Origin of the sequence: Achromobacter sp. (assembly GCF_036567245.1) — a bacterium.
Taxonomy (GTDB): Bacteria; Pseudomonadota; Gammaproteobacteria; order Burkholderiales; family Burkholderiaceae_B; genus Achromobacter.
Window position 1 is genome coordinate 1 of the sequence record NZ_DATCUY010000069.1, and the last position, 25175, is coordinate 25175.

Consider the following 25175-nt stretch of genomic DNA (forward strand, 5'->3'; position numbering starts at 1 on the left):
GAATAGAAAAGCTGTACTGCATCGGGGTGCAGGACCTGCGCCAGCCGGGCGATATCGCCGGCCAGGGGATCCTCGGCGGGCGTCACGCCGCGCACGCGCTGCTCGATGGCCACGCGCGACAGCAGCACAGCCAGGTCGGCCAGGGCGCCGGCATAAGACAGGCCGCGGATCGCCAATTCATCCGCCACCGCCAGCACGCTCTTGGCATCGCCGGCCGACAGCGCGTCCAGCAGGCGCACCAGGTGCCGCTGGTCGATGGTGCCGAGCATGCCGCGCACGGCGTCCTCGGTCAGGTTGCCGGCGCTGTAGGCGATGGCCTGGTCGGTCAGCGACAGGGCGTCGCGCATCGAGCCCGAAGCCGCTTGCCCGATCAGCCGCAGGGCCGGCACCTCGAAGCCCACGTCTTCCTGGCCGAGCACGGCCTGCAGATGGCCGACGATGGAGTCGGCCGGCATCTGCTTCAGGTTGAACTGCAGGCAGCGCGACAGCACCGTCACCGGAATCTTCTGCGGGTCGGTGGTGGCGAGTATGAATTTGACGTGGGGCGGCGGCTCTTCCAGCGTCTTGAGCATGGCGTTGAACGCATGCCCGGTCAGCATGTGGACTTCGTCGATCATGTAGACCTTGAAGCGCCCCGCGCCCGGCGCGTACACCGCCTGCTCCAGCAGCTGCGTCATTTCCTCGACGCCGCGGTTCGAGGCCGCGTCCAGTTCGAGGTAGTCGACGAAACGCCCGGAATCGATTTCCGTACACGCGCGGCACACGCCGCAAGGCTTGGAAGTGATGCCCGTTTCGCAGTTGAGCGACTTGGCCAGGATGCGCGAAAGCGTGGTCTTGCCCACGCCCCGGGTTCCGGTGAACAGCCAGGCGTGGTGCAGGCGTTGGGTGTCGAGCGCATGCGTCAGCGCGCGCACCACGTGATCCTGTCCCACGAGGGTATCGAACGATCGCGGCCGCCACTTGCGGGCCAGTACCAGATAAGTCATGGGTGGATTGTAGAGCCTGTTTCGGAAGCTGGCCTGAAACGCAAAGGGGACGGGTTTATTCCCGTGGAAGATATCCTTGGAAAATAACCCCGTCCCCCTTGAAAACAAACGCGTCATGGGTTTGGCATGACGCGTTGCTTTGAAGAATCCGGTTGGCGAGCCTTACTCCGGCACTGACCCTAAACGACTATGGCTGCTTCGTTCCCGACCTGACCAGGTTCACCGCCGAACCATGCGGAGGGGCCCGCCAGCCGAGATTCTAGCAGAGCTGCGCTTCGCTTGCTTGCTAGAATCTCGGCCGGCGGGCCCCGGGGGGCAGTATGTGGGCCCCCTCCCCAGCCCTCCCCCCGAGGGGGAGGGAGTTTGGGACTTCGCTTCGCTGGTCCTTTCGGCTCGCTTCGCTTTGCCTTGCGGGGTCTTCAGAACTTTGCTTGCTCGGAGCGTCGTTGGCTAGACGCTTAGTTTTCCGCCTGACTGGGGGGAGCCAGGACGTAGAGTTTTCGGACGGTGCTGCGGATATCCCAGACGCCTTGGGTATGGGGGGGCATGGCCAGGGTGTCGCCTGCGCGGAATTGCAGCGGGGGCTGGCCGTCGGGGGTGAAGGAGCCTTCGCCGGCCAGGATGTGCATGATTTCGCCCTCCTGGACCTGGCGGCGGAATTGGCCGGGGGAACATTCCCAGATGCCGGCGCTGGTGGCTTCGGCGCCGGGGATCACTATTTTTCTGGCGCGCAATGCGCAGGCGGGTTCGCTGAGCGGGATGCCGACCGGACCGAGGTCGTCCAGCTGGGCGGTGTCGCGGGTCTGGGGGATGTGTTGGATGGTCATGGTGTACTCAGGAGGATGGAGGCGGGCTTCTACGAGAGCTTGTCGCACAGGCCGTAGTAAGCGACGCCGAGCGCGATGTAGAAACGCTTGAGGCCGTGGAACGGCAGCGGCCTGATCGGGGTGACGGGGTATGGCATGGGCTCGCCTGCGGCGATGGTCCGGGCGAGGTAGCGGCCCATCTGCGTCGCCAGGGCGACGCCGCGGCCGTTGTAGCCCAGCAGGATATGCAGGTTGGGCGACGGCTGATGGACATGCGGCACGAAATCGCGTGTCAGAGCGATCCGGCCGGCCCAACGATAGGTGAACGGAATCCGGGCCAACTCCGGAAACAGCATGCGCGCTCCGCGCACCAGATGGTCCCAATCCTGTTCCGATGCGGGGTCGGCGAAATGCCCCCGGCCTCCCAGCACGAAACGGCCCTCGTGGTCGCGGCGGAAGTACAGCAACAGGCGGCGGGAGTCCGAGGCCACCACGCCGCCGGGCATGATGTGGCCGCAGGCCTTCGCATCCAGCGGTCCGGTGGCGACGATGAAGCTGTTGGCGGCGATGACGCTGCGCTGCAGTCCGGGCCATAGCCCGTTGGTGTAGCCATTGGTCGCGATCAGCGCGTGCTCGGCGCGGACAGTGGCGCCCTGCTCCGTGCGCGCAAGCCATTGCTGGCCTGATCGCTCCAGCGCCGTGACGCGGGTATTGCCATGCACCGACGCGCCAGCCGCTTGCGCGGCCGCCACCAGCCCGCGGGTGTAGCACAGGGGCTGGATGCTGCCGGCGCGCCGGTCGATCCAGCCGCCCAGGAACCGGTCTGTACCCAGCCTTGCGCTGACAGCCTCCTGGTTCAGCATTTCCACGGCCGCGCCACGATCCAGCCACTGCTGGGCGCGGTCCGACACGGTTTCCAATGCGCGAGCGGAGTGGGCCGGCTGTATCCAGCCAGCCCGCATGGCATGGCAGGCGATGGCATGCTTTTCGATAAGCTCGAATACCGCATCGGCGGCAGACCCCACCATCTGCAATAGCGGTTCTCCCAGCGCTTTGCCGTAACGCGCCAGGATCGCCTTCGGATCGTGCTTGATGCCGGGAATGACCTGCCCGCCGTTGCGGCCGGAGGCGCCCCAGCCCGGTTCCTGGGCATCCAACACGCAAACGCGCAGTCCGAGTTCGCTCAGATGCAAGGCGGTCGACAAGCCGGTAATGCCGGCGCCGACGATGACGACGTCGCATTGGAGGGAGTCCGCCAAGGCGGGCGCTGCGGGCGCCGGCCCCGCGGTCTGCTGCCACAAGGATTGCCGGGCATCGGCCGAGTCTGGTGCGCGCATGGTGTATCTCAGCGTCCGCTGGCCTGGGGAAACACGAAGGGGGTGGCCTCGGCGAACCGGGTCAGCACGTTAGCCGTGATGCGCGACACGTTGTTGTCGTAGCCGTTCCAGGCCAGCGACGCGCCCCAGGTGATCGAGCCCGTGGAAAAAACCGCGCCGCCGTTCAGGCACTCGTAGAACACCAGATCGGCGTAGCAGTGCTTGGCTTCCTCACCGTTGATGGTGGGGTGGTGGTAGGTCGTCTCCTCGGGTACCACGTTGTAGTAGCGCGTGTGCTTTTCCGAGCGGGCGACGATCAAGGTATGCGGCGGCGTGCCCAGCCGGTAGTCGACGCGATCGATCTCGTCGCCAGCGGCGCCGCCTCCGCTGCTGCCGAAATCGCCAATGATTTCGTCCGCCACGCCTTCGAACATGAACGCCACGCGCGGGTCGCGGCTTTCGGGCCGCCGGCGATAATAGGACGAGGCATCGAACCCGGTCGCGGTCGTCCCGATGCCGGTCAACGTCTGCGGCGCCTGCCCGATGCGGCGCCAGGTGCCGCCATATTCGCCGGTATAGCTGTGGTAGCTTTCCCCGGCCGGCGTCTCGCTGTAGCGGGCGCCGGTCTCGGTGCGGCGCAGTTCCATCAACCAGGGCTTTTCGGGATGGTAGGCGCAGCGCCAGTAGAAGCCGTTGCCTCCCATGTACATGAGCCGGCCTCCCTGCCCTTGGTACGCCACCATTGCCTGCCACATGCGCGTGGTCCAGTACTCGGGATGCGCCCCGGTCATGACCACGCTGTAGCCCTCCAGGGCCTGCAGGCCTTCGGCATGCAGCATGTCGTCCGTGATGACGTCGTAGTCGAAGCCCTTTTCGTCCAGCCAGTCCAGGAAGTGGGTATCGCCGTTCAGCGACCAGGTGCGGCATTGCAGATGCATGCTGAAGACCGGCCGCAAGCGCGAGGCGTAGTAGACGCCATAGCCGTCCGAATGCGTGTCGTACATGGAAAGGCTCAACTCGCGGTGTTCGCCCAGGTAGGTCTCCCAGGGATACAGGACCATGAAGTTGCCGGACTTCATTTCCATGCCTTCTTCATCCAGGCGGTAGTGCGAGTTCGAGTACGCCATATAGGTGGCCGTCGACGCGAGGAACGCGATCCGCTTGCGCGGCCCGCCCGCCTTCGGCCGCACGATGAAGGTGATGCGTTCCTGCTCTCCCGCCGCGCCGGTCAGGCGCGCCGCATACAGGCCGCTCGGCAGGCCGTCAGGCACGGTCAGGCTGAAATCGGTCTCCCAGCGCGCATCCTCCAGGGTGTCGTCATGGAAGTGCAGCGCGGCGAAATGGTCGGGACGTTCGCGCCAGAACATGACGCTGGAATCCCAGCGCAGGCCGGGCACGCCGCGCGAGGGCAGGTTCTCGATGCGCCCCTCCGACCAGGGCCTGGCCGTGTCGACGAGCACATCGCTGTCGATGCGCTGCGAGAAATCCCAGGCCTGCAATGGCGGCGCGGCATGGCGGCGGCCTTGGGCCTCGACGCGCAATTGCGCCAGGTCTGCATCGCCGGCGCCATACGGCAGCAGCGTGGGCGAATCCAGGCGGCCGTTGAAGTGCTTGGCGTATTGTGGGCGCGGCAGGCCAGTGGCGGCCGCGCCCATCGTCAGCGGAAGCCGCGCCAGCGCGACCGGATCGATCGCCGGCAGCCGGCTGCTCGCCTGCGCATGCGAATTCACGGCCAGCAAGGGATTGGCGGGCATCTGCCGCAGATCGACCGTCCCCGAGTCCAGGTCCAGCGTTACCGCCACCAGATACCACTGGCGCACGGTCATGGGCAATCCCAGCGTGACGCGCTCGCTCTTGCCGCCGCTGCCCTGCTGCCAGAACAGGCAGCCGTCCCGATCCAGGCCCAGCAGATATCCGACGCGCGCGGTGTCGTCCCAGCGCGACAGGATCGCCTGATCGCCGCCGTTGCAGGGCAAGGTCGGCATCACCGCCAGGATCCAGCTCTTGCAGCCCGAGGCAGGCTCGCTGAAAGCGGGCGCCACCGCGCGCGACCCGGTTTCGGTGGCTTGGGGACGTCCGGCGATGGCGGTGGCGATGCCCTGCATCACCACGGTTTCTTTCAAGCCGGGAGCGCCGGGCGTAACGTCGCCGCTGCGGATACGCACCAGGTCGGCGTCATAGCGCAGCGCTTGCGCGCAGCTCACTTTGAATTCTATGGTTTCTCCCGGCGCGATCGTCCAGGTGCTGGGGTACCCCAGGATCTCGTACATACAAGCTCCGTCAGTTTGATTCGGGCGACACGGTATGGCGGCCCGCGTTCAGTCCAGGTCGGACGGCCAGGGATAAGGGGAATGGATGGCCCAGCGGATCTTCAGCAGCGCCCACTGGGCATCGGCCAGCTTGGCGTAGCGCTGCGGCGCCAGTGCTACCGGATCGCCCCGTCCCGCGCCGAGCGTGCCGATGGCGTACTCCGAGTAAGGCTGGGTGCAGACGATGACCTGCTTGCCGGCCATGGGCTCCATCCGCAATCGGTTAAGCAGGCGGTTCAACTTCAGCGGCCGGTTCTTGGTGGTCGTCGTCCTGAAGTGTTTGAGAAGTTCCGCATCTTCGGGCTGGATCTCGTACATATCGCGCTCCGGGCATGAAAAATCGATTCAGTGGTCGCGCTCAGGCGCGGCGAACATCTCCAGGCCGACCGTGCGTTCCAGCAGCAGCACCAGCGCAAGCGTGAAGACAATCAGGAATGTGGCGATGGCGGCGATCACGGGACTGGCGCTTTCCTGTATCTGCGTGAGGATGCGCACAGGCAAGGTGTTGACGTCCGGCGCGACCAGGAAGACGGTGATCGTCGCCTCGTCGAACGACACGATGAAGCAGAACAGGAAGGCCGTGATCAGCCCCGGTTTGAGCATGGGCAGGGTCACGGTGCGCAAGACCTGCGCGGGCCGCGCGCCCAGGCTCATGCTGGCCTCGCCCAGCGCGGGGTCCAGCTTGCGCAAGGAATTCAGGATGGGGCGGTAGGCGAACGGCAGCGTGATGATGCAATGCGCCAGCACGATGCCCAGGTAGGAGCCGCTGACGCCAAGCAGGCCGAGCAGGCCCAGGAACGCCACGCCCAGCGCCGCATTGGGAAATACCAACGGCAGCATGATTAGCGCTTCGATAACGCCACTTCCCCTGATCCGGCTGCGGTCCAGCACCAGCGCGGCCAGCAGGGCCACCGATGTGCTGATGAATGCCACCAGCAAGGCGATGCCGGCGCTGACCGCCAACAGACCCAACCATTGCGGGTCGGTGAAGAACTCCAGATACCAGCGCCAGGAAAGCGACGCCAGCGGCAAGGTGAAGTACCCGGTGGACGTGAACGACGACACCGCCACCACCAGGATGGGCAAGGGCAGGAAGCCAAACAGCAGAACCAGCAGCAAGCGGTATAGCCAGCGCATATCAGGCTCCCGTTCCGGACACGCGCGCCGCGACGCGGCGTTCGAGCAGTTGCAAGGGAATGACCAGCGAGAATGCCGCCAGCAACAGCACGATCGCCATGCTGGCTGCCTTCGGATAGTCGAAGACCTGCAGCACGTCCTGGTAGATCTGCGTGGCCAGCATGCCGTCACGCACGCCACCCAGCAACAGCGGCGTGACGATGGCCCCGGTGGACAGCAGATAGACCAGCATGGCGCCGGTAATGACACCCGGCAGGCTCAGCGGCAGGGTGACATGCAAAAAGGTCTTGAGCGGGCCCGCCGCCAGCGTCTGCGAGGCCTCGTCCAGGGCGCGATCCAGATGCAGCAGCACCGCCAGCACCGAGACGATGAAAAACGGACTGAAGACATGCACCAGGCCGATCACCACCCCGGTCATGTTGAAAATCAGGCGCATGGGCGTATCGATGACACCCAGCGACAGCAGCAGCGAATTCAGCGTGCCCTTGGGCCCCAGGATCACCACCCAGCCGTAGGTACGCACCACCACGCTGACCAGCCACGGCGTGATGACCAGCATCATCAGGAAATTGCGGTTGCCGCGATAGCGCGAAATCGCATAGGCGATGGGATAACCGACCAGCACGGAAAAGAACGTGACGACCAGTGCGACCCCTATCGTGCGCAGCAGTACCGCGACGTAATCGGCCCGCTCGAAGAAGCGCACGAAATTGCCCAGGCCAAAACCATCTGCGGTGCGCAGCGATTCCACGGCGAGATAGGCGATCCCCGTCAGGAACATCAGGATCAGTATCGCCGGGGGAAGCAGCAGGATCAGCGGCGGCCGGGTCGATTTCATTGCGGCTTCTCCGGGCTTACCGGCCGGCGCCCGCCATCGCGCGCTCGACCAGCTCGATGCGCGACTTGCGGGATTCGGCGATGTAGTTCCAGTCCGGCTGATAGAGCTGGTCGCGCAGGGCGGTCAGCGGCTGGCCCAGTTCCTTTTCTGTCGCGGGAGACAGCTTGGCCGTACTGTTCAGCGGCAGGTAGCCGGCAATGTCGGCAATGCGCGACTGGCCATCCGGCTGGGCCACATAGTTCAGCCACTTCAGGTAGCTGGCGCGGCCCTGCGCCTTCTTGGGCACGACCACGATGTACGGCAGGATCAGCGCGCCCTCCTTCGGAATGACCATCTCGATATTGGTCTGCCCGTCGCGCTTCATCTGCCAGACGCGGGTCGAGTAGTAGGGCGCGGCCGTCACCTCTCCGCGCTGCAGCAGCTGGTTCATCTGCGCCATCGAGCTGTACATCGCCAGCGAGTTCTTGCCCAAGGCGGTCAGCAACGCCAGGCCCTTGGCGGTGTCGCGCTCGTTGCCGCCTTCGGCAACGGACATGATGGTGAGGTCGTAGGCCGAACTGTAGACCGGACGGGTGACCGACAGTTTTCCCGCCCACTTGGGATCCCCCAGCGCCTTCCACGAAGAGAAGTCGGAAGGTTTCGCAAGATCCTTGTTGACCGCGATGCCGTAGTACGCGAAGTAGGTGCTGACGCCTATGAGGCGTCCGGAAGGCGCCTTTAGCAGGTATTTCTCCGGCACGTTCTTCAGCGCGGGAACCTCGCTCATGTCGAAATCTTCGAGCAGTCCGTCGCTATACATCTGCGAGGCCTCGAAGAACGACGAAAGCGCCGCATTGAACTTGGGCGCGTCCTTCTGCGCGCGCACCTGGGCCTCGGGAGTGGGGACTTCGACGATCTTCACGCCGATTCCCGTTTCCTTCGTAAAGGGTTCCGCGTAAGCCTCGCGCCACGCCGCTCCGACGCCGCCGCCCCAGGTGGCCATGGTGATTTCCTGCGCGCTGGCGGTGCCGCAAACGGCCATGACCGCCGCGGCGGTCCAGTGGGCAAATCGATAGGTGCTCATTGTGCGACTCCTGTGAGAGTGAACAGCGCTAGAGGGATACGACCGAAATGCGGCTGTCGTCCCAGGTCAGTCCGACGGCTTCGCCCTGTGCCGGCAACGGTTTCCCATCCTGTGCCGGCCAATCGGCGATCAGGGTCCGGGCGCCGGCCTGCAGCCAGAGGCGTGTGTTCTGTCCGGCGTAGACGCGGCGCTCCACGCGGGCCTGCAAGCGGGCGCTGCCGGCCGGCGCCAGTTTCAGGTACTGCGGCCGCAGCGATATGCCCACGGCGCTGCCTGCCGCGAAGCGCGAGTCCGACAGATCGAATTCGCAGCCGAGTTCCGCGCAGTCGAGACGCGCCGCGCCGGCCTGCACCACGCCTTCGAAGAAATTCGTGTCGCCCACGAATTCAGCGACAAAGCGGGTCTGCGGCTTTTCGTAGATGGTGGCGGGGTCGCTGACCTGGTCGATCAGGCCGTTGCGGAACACGGCGACGCGATCGGACATGGTCAACGCCTCTTCCTGGTCGTGCGTCACGAAGATGAAGGTGGTGCCGAGTTTTTCCTGGATCAGCTTCAACTCGGTCTGCATCTGGCGACGGATCTTCATGTCCAGGGCGCCGAGAGGCTCGTCCAGCAGCAGCACCCGGGGCTCCATGACGATGGCGCGCGCCAACGCAACGCGCTGCTTCTGCCCGCCCGAGATCTGGCCGATATAGCGCGCGCCGTAGCCCTCCAGGCCGACCATCGTGAGCGACTGCTCCACCTTGCCGCGGATGGCGGCAGGCGGCTCGCGCCGCATCCTCAGGCCGTAGCCGATGTTCTCGGCGACGGTGAGATGCGGAAACAGGGCAAGGTTCTGGAACACCATCCCGAGCGGACGGCGGTACGGCGGCGATGACAGGATCGACTGTCCGTCTATCTTCACCTCGCCCGAGGTAGGCGTTTCAAAGCCGGCAATGATCCGGATCAGCGTGGTCTTGCCACAGCCGCTGGGGCCCAGCAGCGTCAGAAACTCGCCTTCGCGCACGTCCAGGCTCACGCCCTTCAACGCCATCGATGCGCCGAACGTCTTGGTGACGTCCTGGATCTGGAGGATCGGCGTCCCCGCTGTTTTCTGACCCTGCCCCATGCTCACACACTCCGGCAAAACCGATGAATGAACGCAGGATATTGGAGCCGGCATCCTTTCAGCAATAGTAAAATCCCGCAGTGAGGTTTATTATTATCGCTAGGCGGTAATTAATACCCAAAATACGGGAAAACGAGGAGCCGAAAAATGCTGGAACAGGCCGAACTGGAAGTCGACGATGGCATGTTCAATCACTCGTTCGCGAGGGGACTGAAAGTCCTGTTCGCGTTCCGTGGCGCACAGAGCGCCATGTCCCTGTCCGAAGTCGCGCAAGCCGTGGGCACGAGCGTCAGCACGGCCCAGCGCACCGTGTACACGCTGGAAAAGCTGGGGCTTATCAGCAAGTCGCCCAAGACGCGCAAGTTCAGCCCCACCCTGCGGGTCCTGGAGCTGGGCTACAACTACATCGCGGCCGATCCGTTGGTCGAGGCCGCGAATCCCTTTCTGGCCGAGCTGTCCAATATCACGGGGGAAACCGTCAACCTGACCGAACCCCTGGACCACGAGATGGTGTACGTGTCGCGGGTCGTGGCGGCGAAGTTCATTCCCATCCACATGCCCATCGGCAGCCGCATCCCCATGTACTGCACGGCCAGCGGCCGCGCCTACCTGGGCGCGCTGCCGGAGGAACAGGCGCAGGCCATCCTGGACGCCTCTGCGCTGCAGCGCCATACGCAATGGACCGAGACCGATCCGGCGAAGCTGATGGAGATCGTCCGGCAGGCGCGGCGCGAAGGCATCGCGCACAACAAGGAAGAACTGTTCCTGGGCGACATGACGATCGCCGCGCCCATCATGGGCCAGCGCGGCACGCCCGTTGCGTCCGTGCATATCGTGGCGCCGACCAGCCGCTGGACCCTCGAAGAGGCTCTGGCGCGCCTGGGGCCGCTGGTGTTCGATTGCGCCCGCGGCATCAACAACTCGGTGCGCTCGTTCACATGAGGGCCGCCGGGCCGGCGGCCCGCGCTACAGATCGATCCAGGCGCGAGCCCGCGGGAAGTAAAGCGCGGCGCGCGCGGTACGGCCGTCCAGCGCCGTGACCTGCGCGCAATATCGCAGCAACTGGTCGCCATGCCGCTGCCGCATGCGCGCGGCGAAGGCAGCTGGCGCCTCGCCCGGATGCGGCCGGCCGGTTTTGTAGTCGACGATCAGCCAGCCGTCTTCGGTGCTGAGGGCCAGGTCGATGACGGACACCTTGCCGGCGGCGTCGATCAGGGGCCATTCGCGGCGCGCGCCGGATTGCGACAACAGCCACAGGCCGCGATCGTCGGCCAGGGTGGCTTGCAGGGTTTCCAGCACGGCTTCGGATGCGGCATCTGCCTGGCTGGCGGGAATGCCTGCGCGCGTCAGCTGGCGGCGCATGGCGGGCAGGCGCTGCGCCAGCGCGTCGGCGGACCAGGCATGCACGCCGTCCTGGCCGATGCGGGCCAGCCAGGCGTGCGACAAAGTACCGATGGCCGCGTCGTAGCCGGCTTCGAGTTGCCACGCGGGATGTTCTCCACCCTCGCTCCAAGCCCCGCGCGCCGCGGCGCCAAAGCCGGGGCTGACGGCCACGTCCGCCATGCGCGCCAGTTGCGCCAGGCCGGCGCGGTCCACGCGCCGCAGGGGCTCGCCCTGCCACTCGGGGCCGTCGGTCTCTTGCTCCGTCGTTTCGCCATCCAACGACGGCGGAACCGGCACGGCAAGGCAAGGCCACAAGCGTCCCAGCAGGCTGGCGGACGACGGCGTCTTGACCTGGCCGCTGGCCTCGTCCACCGACACGTGGCCCACCAGGTGCAGGCGCTTGCGCGCCCGCGTCGCGGCCACGTACAGCAGGCGGTCGATTTCGTAGGATGCGCGGCGCGCCTCGCGTGCGCCCAGGTAGCGCGACAAAGGGTCCGCTTCGGTTTCGGCGCGCGGCTTGACCGGGCCGAACAGCACGCGGCCGCTGCTTTGTTCGAAGCGCACCAACGGCGCCTGGTCGCCGCGCGGCGCGCGATGCAGGCCGTACAGGATGACGGTTTCGAACTGCAGGCCCTTGGACTTGTGCATGGTCATGATTTCGACCGCGCCCGTGTCTTCGTCCGCCGCGTCCGGCGCGGCGAACAGCCGCGCGATGCCTGTGTCCAGCGCGGCGACGTCGATGGCGCCATGCGGCGCCAGACGCTCGATCAGCTGGAACAGGCTTTCCGCGTCGTTGGCCACGGACAGGCCGGCATACAGCGCCGGGCCGCCCAGGCGGCGCCACAACGATTCCACCCAGGCCGCGAAGGGCATGGCGCCGGCGCCGTTGCGCTTGTCGAGCAAGATCGCCGCCACCTGGCGCAAGCGCGCGAACTCGTCCGCGCCGAGCACGTTCTGCGCCGCCGGCGTTTCCGGCGCTGCGGGCGCCGCGTCGAACAATGAGCCCTGCGGCGCGCTCGTGGCCGTCATGGGCGTAGCCTGCGGTGTGATGCGCAGCGCGCGCTCCAGCAGCACCGGCACCGGCGTGACGTGATCGTCGCCGAACAGGCGTTGCAAGGAGTTCAGCGTCAGGCCGCAGTATGGCGCGCGCAACACGGACAACCAGGCCAGGCGGTCGCCGGGATGCGACAAGGCTCGCACCAGCTGCACCAGGTCCGCCACCACCGGCCGCAAGGCCAGCGGCACCAGGTCCACCGCCCGGCAGCGTATGCCTTCCTGCGCCAGGCGGCGGGTCAGGTTGCCCAGATGGCTGCGCGCCCGCACCAGCACGGCGACGGGGTGCTTGGCGCCCTTGTGGTCGATCAGCGCCTGGCGCACCAGTTCCACCGCGATGTCCTCGGCCTGCGTTTCCGCAGGGGCTGCGCCGTCTCGCGACCAGGCTGGATGGAAGCGTACCGCCGGCTCCGGCAATGCTTCGTGGAAGGCAGTGGACGGACTGTAGGCGATGGCTCCCGCCGCCGCGTCGCTGCGCCGGGGCAGCAATTGCGCGAACGACTGGTTGACCCATTCGACGATGCCCGCCTGCGAGCGGAAGTTGTCGGTGAGGTTGAGAAAGTCCGGCTGCAGCTCGCCCACGCCGATGTCGGCGACCTCCAGGAACAAGCCTACTTCCGCCTTGCGGAAGCGGTAGATGGACTGCATCGGATCGCCCACCAGGAACAGGCTGCGGCCGTCGCCCTGCTGCCAGCCCGAGGTCAAGGTGCGCAGCAGGTCCAGCTGGGTCTGGCTGGTGTCCTGGAATTCGTCGATGAGCAGATGGCGGATCGAGGCGTCCAGCTTCAACAGCAATTCGCCCGGATCGTCGGCGCTGCCCAGCGCGGCCGCGGCGCGCTGCGCGATCTCGATGAAATCCACCTCGCCGGTATCGGCAAAGCGCAACCGCAGCTGCGCCACCGCCAGCGCCAAGGTCATCAGCTGCGCGCCCAGCACTTCCCATTGCGCATCGGTGAAATGCGGCGCGGGCACGTCGCGCACCGCATGCAGGCGGCGCACCCAGGCCGCGTCCGCGTCGGCAGCTTCCAGCCACGCCACGAACGGTTCCTTGTGCGCGCACTTGGCCGGAAAGCCCAGGTTCTTGTTGACGGTCTTGCGCAAGGTGCCGGTGCCGGTCAGCAACAGGTGCGCCACGGCTTGCCATAGTTCCAGCGCCTCGGCGTCAGGCGGAGGTTCTTCCGTCCAGTCCAGCAAGGCCAGCAGCTTGTTTTCCGCTTCACCATCCTGCAAATTAGCTGCAGCCAGCCGCGCCGGGCCACACAGCGCTTCGGCCCAACCATAAGGCATGGCTGCGCTGAGCGCGTCCAGGTCTTCGCCTATGGCCTCGGCCAGCATGGCCTCCATGCCCTCGCGATCAGAGCCGTGGCGCAGCAGCGGCAGCCATTGGTCGCGCTGCCCCAGCATGTCGGCGATGGCCTCCTTGGCCGCCTGCACGTCCACGTCCAGGTGCTTGAGCAGGATGCGCACGGCCTCGTAGTCGTCGGCCAGGTCCAGCGTGGCGCGCGCGGCGGCTTCGTAATGGGCGCGCGCATCATCCGTGATCTCCGGCATGCCGCCCAGTTCCGACAGCCAGGGCATGCTGCGCACCAGGCCCGCGCAGAAGGAGTCAATAGTGCGAATGGCCAGCCGCGCGGGATGGTCCAGCAGATGCCAGCCCTGTGTTTCGTTGCGCGCCAGCGCGGCGCGGGCCAGCTCCCAGCTGCGGCGCTCGTGCATGGCCTCGGGCGGCGCGTCCTGCCCGCGGCGCAGCTTGCTCAGCACGCGCGCATGCATCTCGGACGCGGCCTTGCGCGTGAAGGTGATGGCGACGATTTCTTCCGGACGGTTCACGGTCGCCAGCAGCGCCAGGATACGGTCCGTCAGCAGCTCGGTCTTGCCGGAGCCCGCCGGCGCCTGCACCAGGAAGGAACGTGTCGGGTCCAGCGCGTCGGCGCGCGCAACGTGATCGTGCGGCAAGCGTTCTTGTTCAGCCATGGCTCATGCGTCCTCGTCGTCCAGATGCAAACGCAAGAACGGCAATGCATCGCAGTATTTCAGATCATCGCGGCGATAGGCCACGTTGGCCGCGTAGCCCGCGGCATACTCGTCGGCCAGCGCTTCGATGGCCGTGCGCCAGCGTTGCCGGATTTCCGGCCAGGACAATCCGTCGAAGTACTTGCTGTCGCTGGCAAGCGTGACGCCAGGCACGCCCAGGTCTTCGTCGGCCAGGCCCTGTGCGGCGACCTGCCGCGCATGGATCTGCGCCAGCACCAGGCCCGCCACTTCACCGCCCGCGGCGTCCGCCAGCACCGATGCGTAGAACGGCAGTTGCACGTTCACGGGCCGGCTGCGCGACCAGTCCGGTTCGGGCTTGGCCGCCGCCACGCCGGTCTTGTAGTCGACGATGACGTTGCGGCCGTCGCCCAGCGTATCGATGCGGTCCAGCCGCAGCTTCAGGTTGAGCGCGCCGCGCTGCCATTGGTGGTTCTTTTCCACCTGGGCTACCGCGAAGGGCAGGCGCTGCGCCTCCATGTCCAGCCAGGATGCCAGCACGGCCTGGGCGCGCTGGCACTCCAGCGTCTTCAAAGCGGGCGCATAGTCTTTCAATTCCTCGTCTGCGGCCTGCGCCACCGCCTGTTCCAGCAGGGCCGGCAAGCGGCCCGTGGCCATGACCTCATGCAGCGTATCCTGGTCGGGCATCATGCCCCACACCAGCTCCAACGCCTTATGCAGGAATTGGCCGCGCACGCTGACAGTGGCCGCGTCGGCGTAAGGAGCCATCTCGCGTCCGCCCAGGCGATGCCGCACAAAGGCCCACAGCGGATTGCGGGCCTGCGTATCCAGCACGTCCAGGCCGCCGCCGCCCCGGTTGCCGGCCGCCAGCGCCGGTCCCTGCGCGTCATCCAGCGATTCCTGCGGCAAGACCGGCAGCGCTTCGAGCGCGGCGGGCTTCCAATCCGTCAACGCCGCGGCCGCGATCAGCGGCGACGGGCGCAGCTCGCGCTCGCCATCCATGTGCGCGTGGCTGACGATGATCTCGGGCGCGCAGCGGCAGAGCGCGGCGTACATGCCCTCGGCCCACTCGCGCTCGCGTTCGGGCGTGGCGCGCGGCGCCTTGGCCTGGCGCAGCACGGCCAGCGGCAACAGCGGATTGGGCTTGGGCGACGCAGGTAGTACGTCGTCAGTCAGGCCCAGCATCCAGACGCCGTCCCAATAGCCGCCCTCGGCCTCCAGCAGGCCCAGCACGTCCAGGCGCGCCAGCGGGTCGCGCTGCGGTTGGAACGAAGCGGAACGCGCCACGCTTTCCAACAGGTTCACGGCGGCCACGCCGCCCAGGCGCCCGGCGGCCGGCGCCAGCGCCGAAAAGCTGCCGAGCGCGTCGCCCAGCGCGCCCATCACCTGATAGCCGACGCTGTCCAGCACGCCTTCGCCGGGAAATCCCAGCGCCATGAGGGCGGCCTTCATGCGCAGCATCCACACGTCGCAAGTGGCTTGGCGGCCGCCCTGCGTCCAGATCTCCATGGCCTGGTTCCACGCCTGCGCCAGCGCAGGCAGATCCGCCAGCAGCTTGCGCCAGTCCTGTTGGCTGACGTGCAGTTGCGCCTGACGCCGCCAGCGCGCATCGATCGAGGCCAGCCGCGCGCGATCGCGCACGTCACCCGCGCAATGCCCGCCCAACAAGGCCGCGCCCAGAACCTCGGCGCGGCAACCCTTGCCCGGCGCGCATTCCGCCAAGGCCCGCAACCATGCGAGCGCGGCGCGCGCCATGGGCCATTCGTTCAAGGGCCGGCCCACCGCCACGTTGAAGGCGTAAGCGGCTTCGCCGCCGCGCCCCGCCAGGGCCTGGCTCAGCACCCGCCGCGCGAAAGGCGATTCCGCTTCCAGCTGGGGCGAGACAATGGCATAGCGGCCATGCGGATGCGCCTTCAGGTGCTCGGCCGCCCAAGCCGCGGCAGCGCGCCATTCAGCGCCTTGATCCGCTGCTTCGAACCGGCGCGCCGCTGCTTCGACGCGCTGCGCATCGCGCCACTGCGCGACGGCGGCGCCCTGCTCTTCGAAGGCGCGCAGCAGCCGGCGGAATCGCGGCGAGATATCCGTAAATCCTGCCAGCACCAGTTGCTGCGGGATGGGCAGGCGTCCGTCCTCCAGCGCCCGCAACACGCGCGCGTAGCCCTGATTGGCGTCCTCCGCGTCGATGCCGGCCAGCGCCTGGCGATAGCGCGCGCGCCATTTCGCGAAACCGCGGTACTCGTCGGTGTCCGCGCCCGATGGCACCTGCAGCGCCCACTCGTCCATCAACAGGTCCGCGTCCATGGACAGGCGCGCGGCCTGGCTGGCGTCCAGCAGCACGCGCTCGGCCTCTTCCTCGCGGATCGCCTCGGTCCATACCAACTGCGTGGCGAAGCTGTCCAACCGGTAGGCGGGCACATCGTCATCGGTCTCGAACGCGAGCTCGTTGGCGGCATCGGCCAGCCAGGCGGACAGCGGCAGGATGCGCGGCAATTCGCTGACCTGGCGTTCCTGGCGCAGCAGCCCGGCCAACTCCAGCGTGAGACGGCGCGACAGGCGGTTGTTCACCGTCAGCACGAGTGTGTCGGCGGCGGGCATGCCGCCGATGTCCGGCAGCGATAGATCGGGATAGGAAGACGAAGAGTCCTGCATGGGTATCCGGAGCGCCCGCCGGAAGCGGCGCGCGATAAGGGAAGAAATACCGCCGTAGGATACCGCGAGGCAGAGCGGAAAACCCGCTTAGAAGCCGCAGAGCGCGGCCAGATTTTCCCAGTGGATCTGCATTTCCGGCGTGGTGTAGCCCCAGAACGCCAGGCCCATGACGGCGACCAGGGCCAGCGCGCCCGCGATGCGCCAGCCGCGATGGCGGCGGGCGGCGGAGGCGGAGTGGGTCGGGGGAGGCATCAGCATTCCTGGCAAGCCCGGCCTCAGGCCGGGGCCGGCTGGGCCACCGGCTGTTCGCGCACGGGCAGGCACAGCAGTGCGGCGAGGATGGCCAGCGCCACGCCCAGCCACCAGACGGCATCGTAATTGCCGGTCTTGGCGTAGGCGTATCCGCCCAGCCATACGCCGATGAAACTGCCTAGTTGATGGCCCAGGAAGACGATGCCAGACAAGGTGGCCGCGTAGCGCAGGCCGTAGATCTGGCCGATCAGACCTTGTGTGAGCGGCACGGTCCCCAGCCAGAACAACCCCATCCACGCCGCGAAGGCATACAGCACCCACGGCGACAAGGGCATCCAGAGCAGCAGCAGGATGCCGAAGGCGCGCATGCCGTACACCACCGCCAACAGGCGCTTCTTGCTGTACTTGCCGCCCAGCTTGCCGGCATAGAACGAGCCCAGCACATTGAACAAGCCGATCAGCGCGATGGCGGTCGCGCCCTGCCCCGCGCTCAGGCCGCCGTCGCTGACGTAGGCCGGCAGATGCAGCGTGATGAAGGCGGTATGGAAGCCGCAGACAAAGTAGCTCCAGAACAAAAAGTGGAACGAGGGATGGCGCACCGCCTGCTTGACCGCCGAGGCGAGCGATTGCTGCGGGCCGGAGTGAGCCTGCGGACGGCCGCGCAGGAAATAGGCCAGAGGCGCGCCGCAAGCGACGAACAGCGACAACACCCACAACGCGCCCGGCCAGTCCAGACCGCTGATGAGCACCTGACCGGTCGGCACCACGGCGAACTGACCCAGGGAGCCGCCGGCGCTGGCGATGCCCATGGCCGTACTGCGATAGGCGGGTGGCACCGCGCGCGCCACCACGGGCAGGATCACGGGAAAGGTCGTGCCGGCCTGGCCCAACCCGACCAGCACGCCAGCCGTCAGGTAGAGCGTGGCCTCGTCGGTGGCGAAACGCGTGCCTATCATCCCAAGCATGTACAGCAGCGCACCCAGAGCGATGGTGCGGCCCGAACCGTAGCGGTCGGCCATGATGCCCATGAAGATACAAGCCACGCCCCACACCAGGTTCTGCAGCGCGAAGGCCATGGAGAACACCTCGCGCCCCCACCCCTGCGCCAGCCCCATCGGCTGCATGAAGAGGCCAAAGGTGGCGCGCACCCCCATGGCGAGCAGCACGACCAGCGTGCCCACGATCAGGGTACGGGTGAATTTCGTATCGGTTTGGCTAGACATGAAACCTGTTCTTCGTTGTTTTGGTTCGCCGCCCCCTCCTCGGGGCGGTCCGGCGCGCGCGGCGCAGGACTCGGACATCATATACAAATAGCTTCCGAGCCCAGCCAATAGCCACGTCGAGCGCCGGGTCCGTGACGCGAGGCTGCAGGCTGCGGATTTGGGGCTTGCGCCGCCTGCTGATAGACTTGCGTCCTGCGCCGAAGCCCGTGTCCCCGGTGATAAACTCAGGACCGGAAGATTCGTAGCGATATCAAGGCCTTAGTGAGCAGGCACGGTCCCTTCGACCGGCCCTGCCGCCTGATCGGAAATAGTCTCGCCGTAGTTAAATGGATATAACCGGCCCCTCCTAAGGGTCAATTGGTGGTTCGATTCCACCCGGCGAGGCCACCTTTGGCGTCGATACCGACGCTTTCCTTCCCCCTGCATGTTCCCCGTTCGCCTGACGCAACTGCTCTCTTGTGAGCACGCTTCGCGCTGCGCCAGGCGGACACAAAAATCTCACTTTCAGCCAGATGAGGGTTAATCCGGGCTACGCTCACGCGCCGCCTGCCGTTAGCTTCTCGGACTTGTCTTGTGACGAATTGAAGCCAGCGTCAATACGTCACTATTATTTTTTTCGACGATGATAGCGAATCGTCTTGCGCGCAACTTGAAATTGCTGTTTAAATTCGACGCGTAAGCCTCTAATTCATCTGGACTTTTTCTGACCCGACGAAACGCCGGCTTAAGAAATATTTACTCACAGACTGACAAGCCCGCTCAAACCATGGCATTTTCCTGGAAACGTGCGATTGCGAACGCGATAGCGCCTGTGGCGCTGGCGGTGTGCGCGCTCCTGCCCCCCGCCGCGCAAGCCGCGAAGAATACGGACCCTTGCAAGACCAACGCCAAGTCGTCGGCCTGCAAGGCGCAACAAGCGAAGAAGGCCCCGGCCCCCAAGGCCAGCTCTGGCAAGAGCGCCGCCGGCAAGCAAGCCGCCTCCTCCGCCAAGAAAGCTCCCCCCAAATCGTCCGCCGGCAAGAAGGCCGCCGCCCCCAAGGGCGGCAAGCAAGTCGCCGCCAAGGGTACGCCGCCCAAAAAGGGCGCTGCCACCGGCAAGAACGGCAAGCCGAACAAGCCGTCGCGCGCGCAACGCGCCGCCGCTGCCGCCGCGCTGGGTTCGGCCGCCATGCCGCCGCCCGCCTCCTCAGTGCGCGCCGAAGCCGCCGCCCTGCGCTCCACGACCGCCTACGTGCAGGACCTGGAAACCTCCACGGTCATCTTCGCCAAGAACGAAAACGTGGTGCGCCCCATCGCTTCCATCTCGAAGCTGATGACCGCCGTCGTCGTGGTCGACGCCAACCTGCCCATGGATGAAATGCTGGAGATCACCGACGAAGACGTCGACGGCCTCAAGCACACCACCTCGCGCCTGCGCGTGGGCACCAAGCTGACCCGCGGCGACATGCTGCACCTGGCGCTGATGTCGTCCGAGAACCGCGCCGCCAACGCGCTGGGCCGCCACTATCCCGGCGGCCTGCCCGCGTTCGTGGCCGCCATGAACGCCAAGGCGCAGGCGCTGGGCATGGCCAGCACCCGCTTCATCGAGCCCACCGGCCTGTCCAGCGACAACGTCTCGTCGCCGCACGACCTGGCCCGCCTGCTGCGCGCCGCCTCCCAGCGCCCGCTGATCCACCGCTACTCCACCGATACCGAGTACGACGTCGAGGTCAACAACCGCACGCAGACCTTCCGCAATACCAATCTGCTGGTGCGCAAGCCCGACTGGGACATCAAGGTGTCGAAGACGGGCTACATCAACGAAGCCGGCGAATGCCTGGTCATGCTGGCCCGCATCAACGGCCGCGACCTGGCCATCGTGCTGCTGGATTCGCAAGGAAAGCTGTCGCGCATCGGCGATGCGGTGCGCATCCGCCGTATCGTGCAGAACGAAGTGGCGATGGCGTCGATCCAATCCGGCGGCTGACACTCAGCGCGGCACGCCGCAGCATGAAAAAAGGGCTCGAAAAATTCGGGCCCTTTGCTTTTTGGACGCCGCTGCGGCGCCTTCGCGGATGAGTCATGCGGCCTTGCGTTTGGGGCGCAAGGGCTGCGCGTCGTACAGCGTGGGTGGCAGGCCCTCCAGCACGGCCTGGGGATTGAGCGAGCGGATCGGCACGGCCGCGTCCAGCGGAATGCGGCCCTCGGCCTGCAGCAGCTGATAGCGCAGGCAGCACACGCGCAAAAACGAAGTGAAGTTGGCGGCCTCGCCCCGGTACTCGATCAGCTCGTCGTACAGACGTTCGATCAGCTGCGTCACGCGCATGCCGTCGCGGCCGGCGATTTCTTCCAATACCTGCCAGAACAGCTGCTCCAGCCGCAGGCTGGTGGCCACGCCGTGCAGCCGCAGCGAACGGGTTTCGGGCGCGTAGGACTGCTCGCTGGCGCGGATGAAGATTTCACACATGGGAGCTCCTGAGACTCGGGACGAGGCTTGGGCCTGGGCCGGGATGCCTACGGCTGACTGTACGCCGTTTGCCGCAGCCCCGGCAAGACGCGGCGGCGGGCCGGATTCAAGGGCAAAGAGCGGCCCCCATTCTGCAACCACACGTTTCCAACCGCGGCAGGCAATCCCCCCGGTTGATATAAATCATGGTCGGGAAAGCGTCCACGTTCGAGCATGAGGAACCTTGATCAGACTTCGGAGGCAGTGATGGATAAAACCATGAAAGCGGCGGTTGCACGAGCATTCGGCAAGCCCCTGGTAATCGAAGAAGTCGCGGTGCCGCGCCCGGGTCCGGGCGAATTGCTGGTAAAGATCGAGGCTTGCGGCGTATGCCATACCGACCTGCACGCGGTCGAAGGCGACTGGCCCGTCAAGCCCAATCCGCCCTTCATTCCCGGCCATGAAGGCGTCGGCCATGTGGTGGCGGTGGGCACAGGGGTGACCCATGTGAAGGAAGGCGACCGCGTCGGCATCCCCTGGCTGTACTCCGCCTGCGGACATTGCGAGCACTGCCTGGGCGGCTGGGAAACCCTGTGCGAACAGCAGCAGAACGCCGGCTACTCGGTGAACGGCGGCTTCGCCGAATATGCGCTGGCCGCGGCCGATTATGTGGGCCTGTTACCCAAGAACGTCAGCTTCGTCGACATTGCGCCCGTGCTGTGCGCCGGCGTCACCGTCTACAAAGGCCTGAAGATGACGGATACCCGTCCGGGCAACTGGGTGGTCATTTCCGGCATCGGCGGGCTGGGCCACATGGCGGTGCAGTACGCCAAGGCCATGGGGCTGAACGTGGCCGCGGTGGACATCGACGACGCCAAGCTGGACTTCGCCCGCCGCCTAGGTGCCGAAGTCACGGTCAACGCCAAGACCACCGACCCCGCCGCCTACCTGAAGCGCGAGATCGGCGGCGCGCATGGCGCGCTGATCACGGCCGTATCGCCCAAGGCCTTCGAGCAGGCGCTGGGCATGGTGCGACGCGGCGGCACCGTGGCGCTCAACGGGCTGCCGCCGGGCGATTTCCCGCTGTCGATCTTCGACATGGTGCTCAACGGCGTCACCGTGCGCGGCTCCATCGTGGGTTCGCGCCTGGACCTGCAGGAATCGCTGCAGTTCGCCGAAGAGGGCAAGGTGCACGCCACCGTGGCCACCGAAAGCCTGGAGAACATCAATAACGTGTTCGACCGCATGCGCCGCGGCCAGATCGAAGGCCGCATCGTGCTCGATTTCGCCTGATCGGCGCGCAGTAACGGAAAAGCGCCTGGGGCGGCAAGATTGCCGCCCCAGGCGCTTTTCTTTGTTGCTGGAGATCAGTGCGTGATCTTCGTGCCCAGCACCGCCAGGAATTGCGACATCCAGGCCGGATGCGCAGGCCAGGCCGGCGCCGTCACCAGGTTGCCATCGGTGTAGGCCTGGTCGATGCCGATCTCGGCGTAGGTGCCGCCCGCCAGGCGCACTTCCGGTGCGCAGGCAGGATAGGCGGAGCAGGTGCGGCCCTTCAGGATTCCGGCCGCGGCCAGCAGTTGCGCGCCGTGGCAGACCGCCGCGATGGGCTTGCCGGCCTGGTCGAAGGCGCGCACGATGTCCAGCACCTTTTCGTTCAGGCGCAGATATTCCGGCGCGCGGCCGCCCGGGATCACCAGGCCGTCGTAGGAGGCGGGCTCGACGCGGTCGAAGTCGTAGTTGAGCGCAAAATTGTGGCCGCGCTTTTCGGTGTAGGTCTGCGCGCCTTCGAAATCATGGATGGCGGTGGCGATGGTGTCGCCCGCCTTCTTGTCCGGGCATACCGCGTGCACCGTGTGCCCCACCGTCAGCAGGGTCTGGTACGGCACCATGGTTTCATAGTCCTCGGCGTAGTCGCCGACCAGCATCAACAGTCGCTTGCTCATGTTTGTCTCCTAGGGATGGCGGAAAGCCGGTTCAGCGCCCGTGGCCGGGCTCCGGTTCTTGATCTACGCCCCTATTGTGGCGCGGCCGCCAGCCCAGAAGGTGGTATGGGAATACCACGTCCGAACAAGGGCGACCTACTCCAGCGCAACGGACACGCCCTTGGCGCCCAGCAGCGCGACCAGCACTTTAGGGTCGATGCCTATCAGATACCCGCGCCGCCCGCCGTTGATGTAGACCACGGGGTAATCCAGCACCTCCGCCTCGACCCATACCGGCATCTTCTTGCGCGTGCCGAAGGGCGAGGTGCCGCCCACCTGGTAACCCGAATGGCGCTGCGCCACCTCGGGCTTGCAGGGCTCGATCCGCTTGAGGCCCGCCTGGCGCGCCAGGTTCTTGGTGGAGACCTCGCGGTCGCCGTGCATGACGACGATCAGGGGCTTGGCGGACTCGTCCTCCATCACCAGGGTCTTCACCACGGCATGCGGATCCAGCCCCAATTGGCGCGCGGCTTCGCCGGCGCCGCCGTGGTCCACATAGTCATAGGTGTGTTCCGTGTAGGCAACCTTGTTCTGCTTGAGGAACTGGGTGGCGGGCGTTTCCGAAACGTGGCGGGCTTTGCTCATGGGAATGCGTGAAGGAAGAAGTATGGAAACCGCGCCAGGCTAGCCGCGCGGATGGTGCGCCGCGTGTAGCGCCTTCAGGCGTTCGCGCGCGACGTGCGTGTAGATCTGCGTGGTGGAGATGTCGGCGTGCCCCAGCAGCATCTGCACCACGCGCAGATCGGCGCCGTGGTTCAGCAGGTGGGTGGCGAAGGCGTGCCGCAGCACGTGCGGCGACAATGGCGCACGCACGTCGGCCAGCAGGGCGTATTTCTTCACCAGTTGCCAGAAAGCCTGGCGCGACATCGCTTCCGCGCGGCCGGTGATGAAGAGCGCATCGCTCACGCGTCCCGCCGCCAGTTCCGGCCGAGCTGACTTCAGGTAGCGGTCGATCCAATGCGCGGCCTCCGCGCCCAACGGCACCAGCCGGTCCTTGCCGCCCTTGCCCAGCACCACCCGCACCACGCCTTCGTTCAGGCTCACGTCGAGCGCGCGCACGCTTACCAGCTCGGACACGCGCAGGCCGGTGGCGTACAACGTTTCCAGCATGGCGCGGTCGCGCAGGCCGCGGGCCTGCTCCAGGTCGGGAGCGCGCAGCAAGGCGTCCACCTGCTGCTCCGACAAGGTCTTGGGCATGCGCGGCGGCTGCTTGGCGGCGATCAGCGTCAGGCAGGGGTCGCGTTCGGCACGGTGTTCGCGCAAGGCCCAGGCGTAGAACCGGCGCAACGCGGCCAGCCTGCGGTTGGCGGTGGTGGCGCGGGTTTCCTCGTGGCGGAAGGCGAACCAGGCTTCGATGTCGGCCTTGCCGGCATCGCGCAGAGGCTTGGCGGGACCCGCAGGCGGCGCGTGGGCCTGCGCGGCATCGCCATGCCGGTCGGCCATCTCGCGCGCATACGCCTCGGGGTCTTCGAGCCAGCGGGCGAAGCCCGTCAGGTCGCGCCGGTAGGCGGCCAAAGTGTTGGCCGACAGGCCGTCCTCGAGCCAGACGGCGTCGATGAAGGCGTCGATATCGGCCTGGGATTCAAGCGGCGGACGGGATGCGGACATGCCTGGATTCTACGGCTCAGCGTCCGCCCACGCCGGCGGCGGCGGTCTTCAGCCAGCTCTCGAAGAGTTGGAGCGCCTCGGAGCGCTCGCTGCGTTGCGGATAGCCGAAGTAATAGCCCTGGCTGACCGCCAGCGATTGCGGCACGGGCATCGCGAGCGTGCCCAGGTCCAGCGCGGGCTGGGCCAGGAAACGCGGCATCAGTCCCACCCCCAGACCGGCCTGCACTGCCGCCATCACCATGGTGAAAAGCTCATAGCGCGGCCCGCCAGCGGCATGGGGACCATAGAGATGGCTGTTGGCCGCATACCATTGGCGCCAGGCGTCGGGGCGCGACGCCAGATGCAGATGGGTCATGCCGGACAAGGCGCTGGCGCCCGGTTCCTGCGCGCGTGCCGCCAGGTCCGGCGCGCACACCGGCACCAGCTCGCGCTCGGGAAACAGCAGCACGCCCTGGGTGCCCGGCCACAATCCGTCCCCATGGTACAGCGCGCCGTCGAAGGGCTGGTCCTTGAACTGGAACGGCAGGGTGCGCACGGACAGGCTGACCGTGATGTCGCCGTGCTCGCGCTGGAAGTCCGCCAGGCGCGGTATCAGCCAGGTCGTCGCCAGCGTGGGCACCACGGCGATATGGATGCTGCGGCCCATGCCGGTGCGGCTAACCAGGCCGAAAGTGTCTTTTTCGATCTGGTCCAGGTGGTGCCGGATGCGGCCGGCGTACTCCGCCCCGTGGTCGGTCAGCACGATACGCCGCCGTACCCGGGTGAACAGCTGCACGCCCAGGCGCGACTCCAGGCTGGCCACCTGCCGGTAGACCGCGCTGTGCGTTAGGGACAGTTCCTCGGCGGCGCGGGAAAAGCTGCCCAGGCGGGCCGAAGCTTCAAACGCCTGCAAGGCGCTCAGGTTGGGAATGCCGTTTCTCATGTCGCGGGAATCGCCAGGAGCCGGGGGGGCGTCGCCGCGCCGCGTAGCGCGGTTATTGCCGCGCCGCAGCAGGGCAGCTCGTGCCGGTGGGTCAATAGATTGTGCGATTTTATCAATTGC

At 66.6% G+C, this 25175-nt stretch carries 21 protein-coding genes, 1 tRNA gene and 1 other RNA gene; 4 read left to right on the forward strand and 19 right to left on the reverse strand.

Annotation, left to right across the window (positions count from 1 at the left end; all coding sequences use genetic code 11):
- From dnaX to VIR09_RS02790, 10 genes are all read right to left on the reverse strand, one after another.
- Nucleotides 1-986: DNA polymerase III subunit gamma/tau (gene dnaX, locus VIR09_RS02745; protein WP_332011497.1), on the reverse strand; the 986-nt coding region annotated here is incomplete at its 3' end.
- Nucleotides 987-1137: 151 nt separating this feature from the next.
- Nucleotides 1138-1235: signal recognition particle sRNA small type (ffs, locus tag VIR09_RS02750), an RNA gene on the reverse strand.
- Nucleotides 1236-1444: 209 nt separating this feature from the next.
- Nucleotides 1445-1813, reverse strand: coding sequence for a cupin domain-containing protein (locus VIR09_RS02755; RefSeq protein WP_332011498.1), 369 nt, complete (start codon nt 1811-1813; stop codon nt 1445-1447).
- 29 nt (nt 1814-1842) lie between these two features.
- A complete protein-coding gene (locus tag VIR09_RS02760) occupies nt 1843-3129 on the reverse strand; it encodes an FAD-binding oxidoreductase (protein WP_332011499.1) in 1287 nt (428 codons plus the stop codon).
- Between the two features lie 8 nt (nt 3130-3137).
- Nucleotides 3138-5378 carry a N,N-dimethylformamidase beta subunit family domain-containing protein gene (locus tag VIR09_RS02765; protein ID WP_332011500.1) on the reverse strand — a complete coding sequence of 747 codons (2241 nt, stop codon included), beginning with the start codon at nt 5376-5378 and terminating at the stop codon, nt 3138-3140.
- Nucleotides 5379-5426: 48 nt separating this feature from the next.
- Entirely contained in the window at nt 5427-5735 is a 309-nt protein-coding gene (locus VIR09_RS02770) for a small subunit of N,N-dimethylformamidase (RefSeq protein WP_332011501.1), read from the reverse strand.
- Nucleotides 5736-5762: 27 nt separating this feature from the next.
- Entirely contained in the window at nt 5763-6554 is a 792-nt protein-coding gene (locus VIR09_RS02775; protein WP_332011502.1) for an ABC transporter permease, read from the reverse strand.
- Between the two features lies 1 nt (nt 6555).
- Complete coding sequence (locus VIR09_RS02780) at nt 6556-7392, reverse strand: ABC transporter permease (RefSeq protein WP_332011503.1); 837 nt, start codon at nt 7390-7392, stop codon at nt 6556-6558.
- 16 nt (nt 7393-7408) lie between these two features.
- Entirely contained in the window at nt 7409-8455 is a 1047-nt protein-coding gene (locus VIR09_RS02785) for an extracellular solute-binding protein (protein WP_332011504.1), read from the reverse strand.
- 28 nt (nt 8456-8483) lie between these two features.
- The gene (locus VIR09_RS02790) at nt 8484-9563 is read right to left on the reverse strand and encodes an ABC transporter ATP-binding protein (protein ID WP_332011505.1); all 1080 of its coding nucleotides are present in this window, start codon (nt 9561-9563) and stop codon (nt 8484-8486) included.
- Between the two features lie 147 nt (nt 9564-9710).
- On the opposite strand from VIR09_RS02790, the gene VIR09_RS02795 reads away from it, so the two are divergent.
- Nucleotides 9711-10505, forward strand: a complete 795-nt coding sequence (locus tag VIR09_RS02795) for an IclR family transcriptional regulator (protein WP_332011506.1) — start codon at nt 9711-9713, stop codon at nt 10503-10505.
- A gap of 24 nt (nt 10506-10529) precedes the next feature.
- On the opposite strand, the gene VIR09_RS02800 is transcribed toward VIR09_RS02795, so the two are convergent.
- The 4 genes from VIR09_RS02800 to VIR09_RS02815 all read right to left on the reverse strand — a co-directional run bounded on the left by VIR09_RS02800 (nt 10530) and on the right by VIR09_RS02815 (nt 18115).
- The gene (locus VIR09_RS02800; RefSeq protein ID WP_332011507.1) at nt 10530-13973 is read right to left on the reverse strand and encodes a UvrD-helicase domain-containing protein; all 3444 of its coding nucleotides are present in this window, start codon (nt 13971-13973) and stop codon (nt 10530-10532) included.
- 3 nt (nt 13974-13976) lie between these two features.
- Nucleotides 13977-16640 (reverse strand): PD-(D/E)XK nuclease family protein, encoded by a 2664-nt coding sequence (locus VIR09_RS02805; RefSeq protein ID WP_332011508.1) that lies wholly within the window; start codon nt 16638-16640, stop codon nt 13977-13979.
- A gap of 87 nt (nt 16641-16727) precedes the next feature.
- Nucleotides 16728-16892: a hypothetical protein gene (locus VIR09_RS02810; RefSeq protein WP_332011509.1), complete on the reverse strand. Its 165-nt coding sequence runs from the start codon at nt 16890-16892 to the stop codon at nt 16728-16730.
- A gap of 23 nt (nt 16893-16915) precedes the next feature.
- Nucleotides 16916-18115, reverse strand: a complete 1200-nt coding sequence (locus VIR09_RS02815) for an MFS transporter (protein ID WP_332011510.1) — start codon at nt 18113-18115, stop codon at nt 16916-16918.
- 312 nt (nt 18116-18427) lie between these two features.
- Between VIR09_RS02815 and VIR09_RS02820 the strand changes: the two genes are divergently transcribed.
- Both VIR09_RS02820 and pbpG read left to right on the forward strand, forming a co-directional pair.
- Nucleotides 18428-18502, forward strand: a tRNA-Arg gene (locus tag VIR09_RS02820).
- Nucleotides 18503-18881: 379 nt separating this feature from the next.
- Nucleotides 18882-20081 (forward strand): D-alanyl-D-alanine endopeptidase, encoded by a 1200-nt coding sequence (gene pbpG, locus VIR09_RS02825; RefSeq protein WP_332011511.1) that lies wholly within the window; start codon nt 18882-18884, stop codon nt 20079-20081.
- 93 nt (nt 20082-20174) lie between these two features.
- Here the strand turns inward: pbpG and VIR09_RS02830 are convergent, their stop codons facing one another.
- Entirely contained in the window at nt 20175-20561 is a 387-nt protein-coding gene (locus VIR09_RS02830) for a ribbon-helix-helix domain-containing protein (protein WP_054451398.1), read from the reverse strand.
- Between the two features lie 246 nt (nt 20562-20807).
- On the opposite strand from VIR09_RS02830, the gene adhP reads away from it, so the two are divergent.
- Complete coding sequence (adhP, locus tag VIR09_RS02835) at nt 20808-21833, forward strand: alcohol dehydrogenase AdhP (protein WP_332011512.1); 1026 nt, start codon at nt 20808-20810, stop codon at nt 21831-21833.
- A 74-nt stretch (nt 21834-21907) separates the two neighbouring features.
- Here adhP and VIR09_RS02840 read toward each other — a convergent pair whose 3' ends face one another.
- From VIR09_RS02840 to VIR09_RS02855, 4 genes are all read right to left on the reverse strand, one after another.
- Nucleotides 21908-22486: a DJ-1/PfpI family protein gene (locus VIR09_RS02840; RefSeq protein ID WP_332011513.1), complete on the reverse strand. Its 579-nt coding sequence runs from the start codon at nt 22484-22486 to the stop codon at nt 21908-21910.
- A gap of 135 nt (nt 22487-22621) precedes the next feature.
- Nucleotides 22622-23110 (reverse strand): Cys-tRNA(Pro) deacylase, encoded by a 489-nt coding sequence (gene ybaK / locus VIR09_RS02845; RefSeq protein ID WP_332011514.1) that lies wholly within the window; start codon nt 23108-23110, stop codon nt 22622-22624.
- Nucleotides 23111-23149: 39 nt separating this feature from the next.
- Entirely contained in the window at nt 23150-24133 is a 984-nt protein-coding gene (gene xerD, locus VIR09_RS02850) for a site-specific tyrosine recombinase XerD (protein ID WP_332011515.1), read from the reverse strand.
- A gap of 16 nt (nt 24134-24149) precedes the next feature.
- Nucleotides 24150-25055 carry a LysR substrate-binding domain-containing protein gene (locus VIR09_RS02855; protein WP_332011516.1) on the reverse strand — a complete coding sequence of 302 codons (906 nt, stop codon included), beginning with the start codon at nt 25053-25055 and terminating at the stop codon, nt 24150-24152.
- Nucleotides 25056-25175 lie beyond the last annotated feature (120 nt).

Excerpts from the sequence above, each read along its gene's own strand:
- VIR09_RS02755 (WP_332011498.1), bottom strand. The coding sequence starts at position 1,813 with ATGACCATCCAACACATCCCCCAGACCCGCGACACCGCCCAGCTGGAC.
- VIR09_RS02760 (WP_332011499.1), bottom strand. The coding sequence starts at position 3,129 with ATGCGCGCACCAGACTCGGCCGATGCCCGGCAATCCTTGTGGCAGCAG.
- VIR09_RS02765 (WP_332011500.1), bottom strand. The coding sequence starts at position 5,378 with ATGTACGAGATCCTGGGGTACCCCAGCACCTGGACGATCGCGCCGGGA.
- VIR09_RS02770 (WP_332011501.1), bottom strand. The coding sequence starts at position 5,735 with ATGTACGAGATCCAGCCCGAAGATGCGGAACTTCTCAAACACTTCAGG.
- VIR09_RS02775 (WP_332011502.1), bottom strand. The coding sequence starts at position 6,554 with ATGCGCTGGCTATACCGCTTGCTGCTGGTTCTGCTGTTTGGCTTCCTG.
- VIR09_RS02780 (WP_332011503.1), bottom strand. The coding sequence starts at position 7,392 with ATGAAATCGACCCGGCCGCCGCTGATCCTGCTGCTTCCCCCGGCGATA.
- VIR09_RS02785 (WP_332011504.1), bottom strand. The coding sequence starts at position 8,455 with ATGAGCACCTATCGATTTGCCCACTGGACCGCCGCGGCGGTCATGGCC.
- VIR09_RS02790 (WP_332011505.1), bottom strand. The coding sequence starts at position 9,563 with ATGGGGCAGGGTCAGAAAACAGCGGGGACGCCGATCCTCCAGATCCAG.
- VIR09_RS02795 (WP_332011506.1), top strand. The coding sequence starts at position 9,711 with ATGCTGGAACAGGCCGAACTGGAAGTCGACGATGGCATGTTCAATCAC.
- VIR09_RS02800 (WP_332011507.1), bottom strand. The coding sequence starts at position 13,973 with ATGGCTGAACAAGAACGCTTGCCGCACGATCACGTTGCGCGCGCCGAC.
- VIR09_RS02805 (WP_332011508.1), bottom strand. The coding sequence starts at position 16,640 with ATGCAGGACTCTTCGTCTTCCTATCCCGATCTATCGCTGCCGGACATC.
- VIR09_RS02810 (WP_332011509.1), bottom strand. The coding sequence starts at position 16,892 with ATGCCTCCCCCGACCCACTCCGCCTCCGCCGCCCGCCGCCATCGCGGC.
- VIR09_RS02815 (WP_332011510.1), bottom strand. The coding sequence starts at position 18,115 with ATGTCTAGCCAAACCGATACGAAATTCACCCGTACCCTGATCGTGGGC.
- pbpG (WP_332011511.1), top strand. The coding sequence starts at position 18,882 with ATGGCATTTTCCTGGAAACGTGCGATTGCGAACGCGATAGCGCCTGTG.
- VIR09_RS02830 (WP_054451398.1), bottom strand. The coding sequence starts at position 20,561 with ATGTGTGAAATCTTCATCCGCGCCAGCGAGCAGTCCTACGCGCCCGAA.
- adhP (WP_332011512.1), top strand. The coding sequence starts at position 20,808 with ATGGATAAAACCATGAAAGCGGCGGTTGCACGAGCATTCGGCAAGCCC.
- VIR09_RS02840 (WP_332011513.1), bottom strand. The coding sequence starts at position 22,486 with ATGAGCAAGCGACTGTTGATGCTGGTCGGCGACTACGCCGAGGACTAT.
- ybaK (WP_332011514.1), bottom strand. The coding sequence starts at position 23,110 with ATGAGCAAAGCCCGCCACGTTTCGGAAACGCCCGCCACCCAGTTCCTC.
- xerD (WP_332011515.1), bottom strand. The coding sequence starts at position 24,133 with ATGTCCGCATCCCGTCCGCCGCTTGAATCCCAGGCCGATATCGACGCC.
- VIR09_RS02855 (WP_332011516.1), bottom strand. The coding sequence starts at position 25,055 with ATGAGAAACGGCATTCCCAACCTGAGCGCCTTGCAGGCGTTTGAAGCT.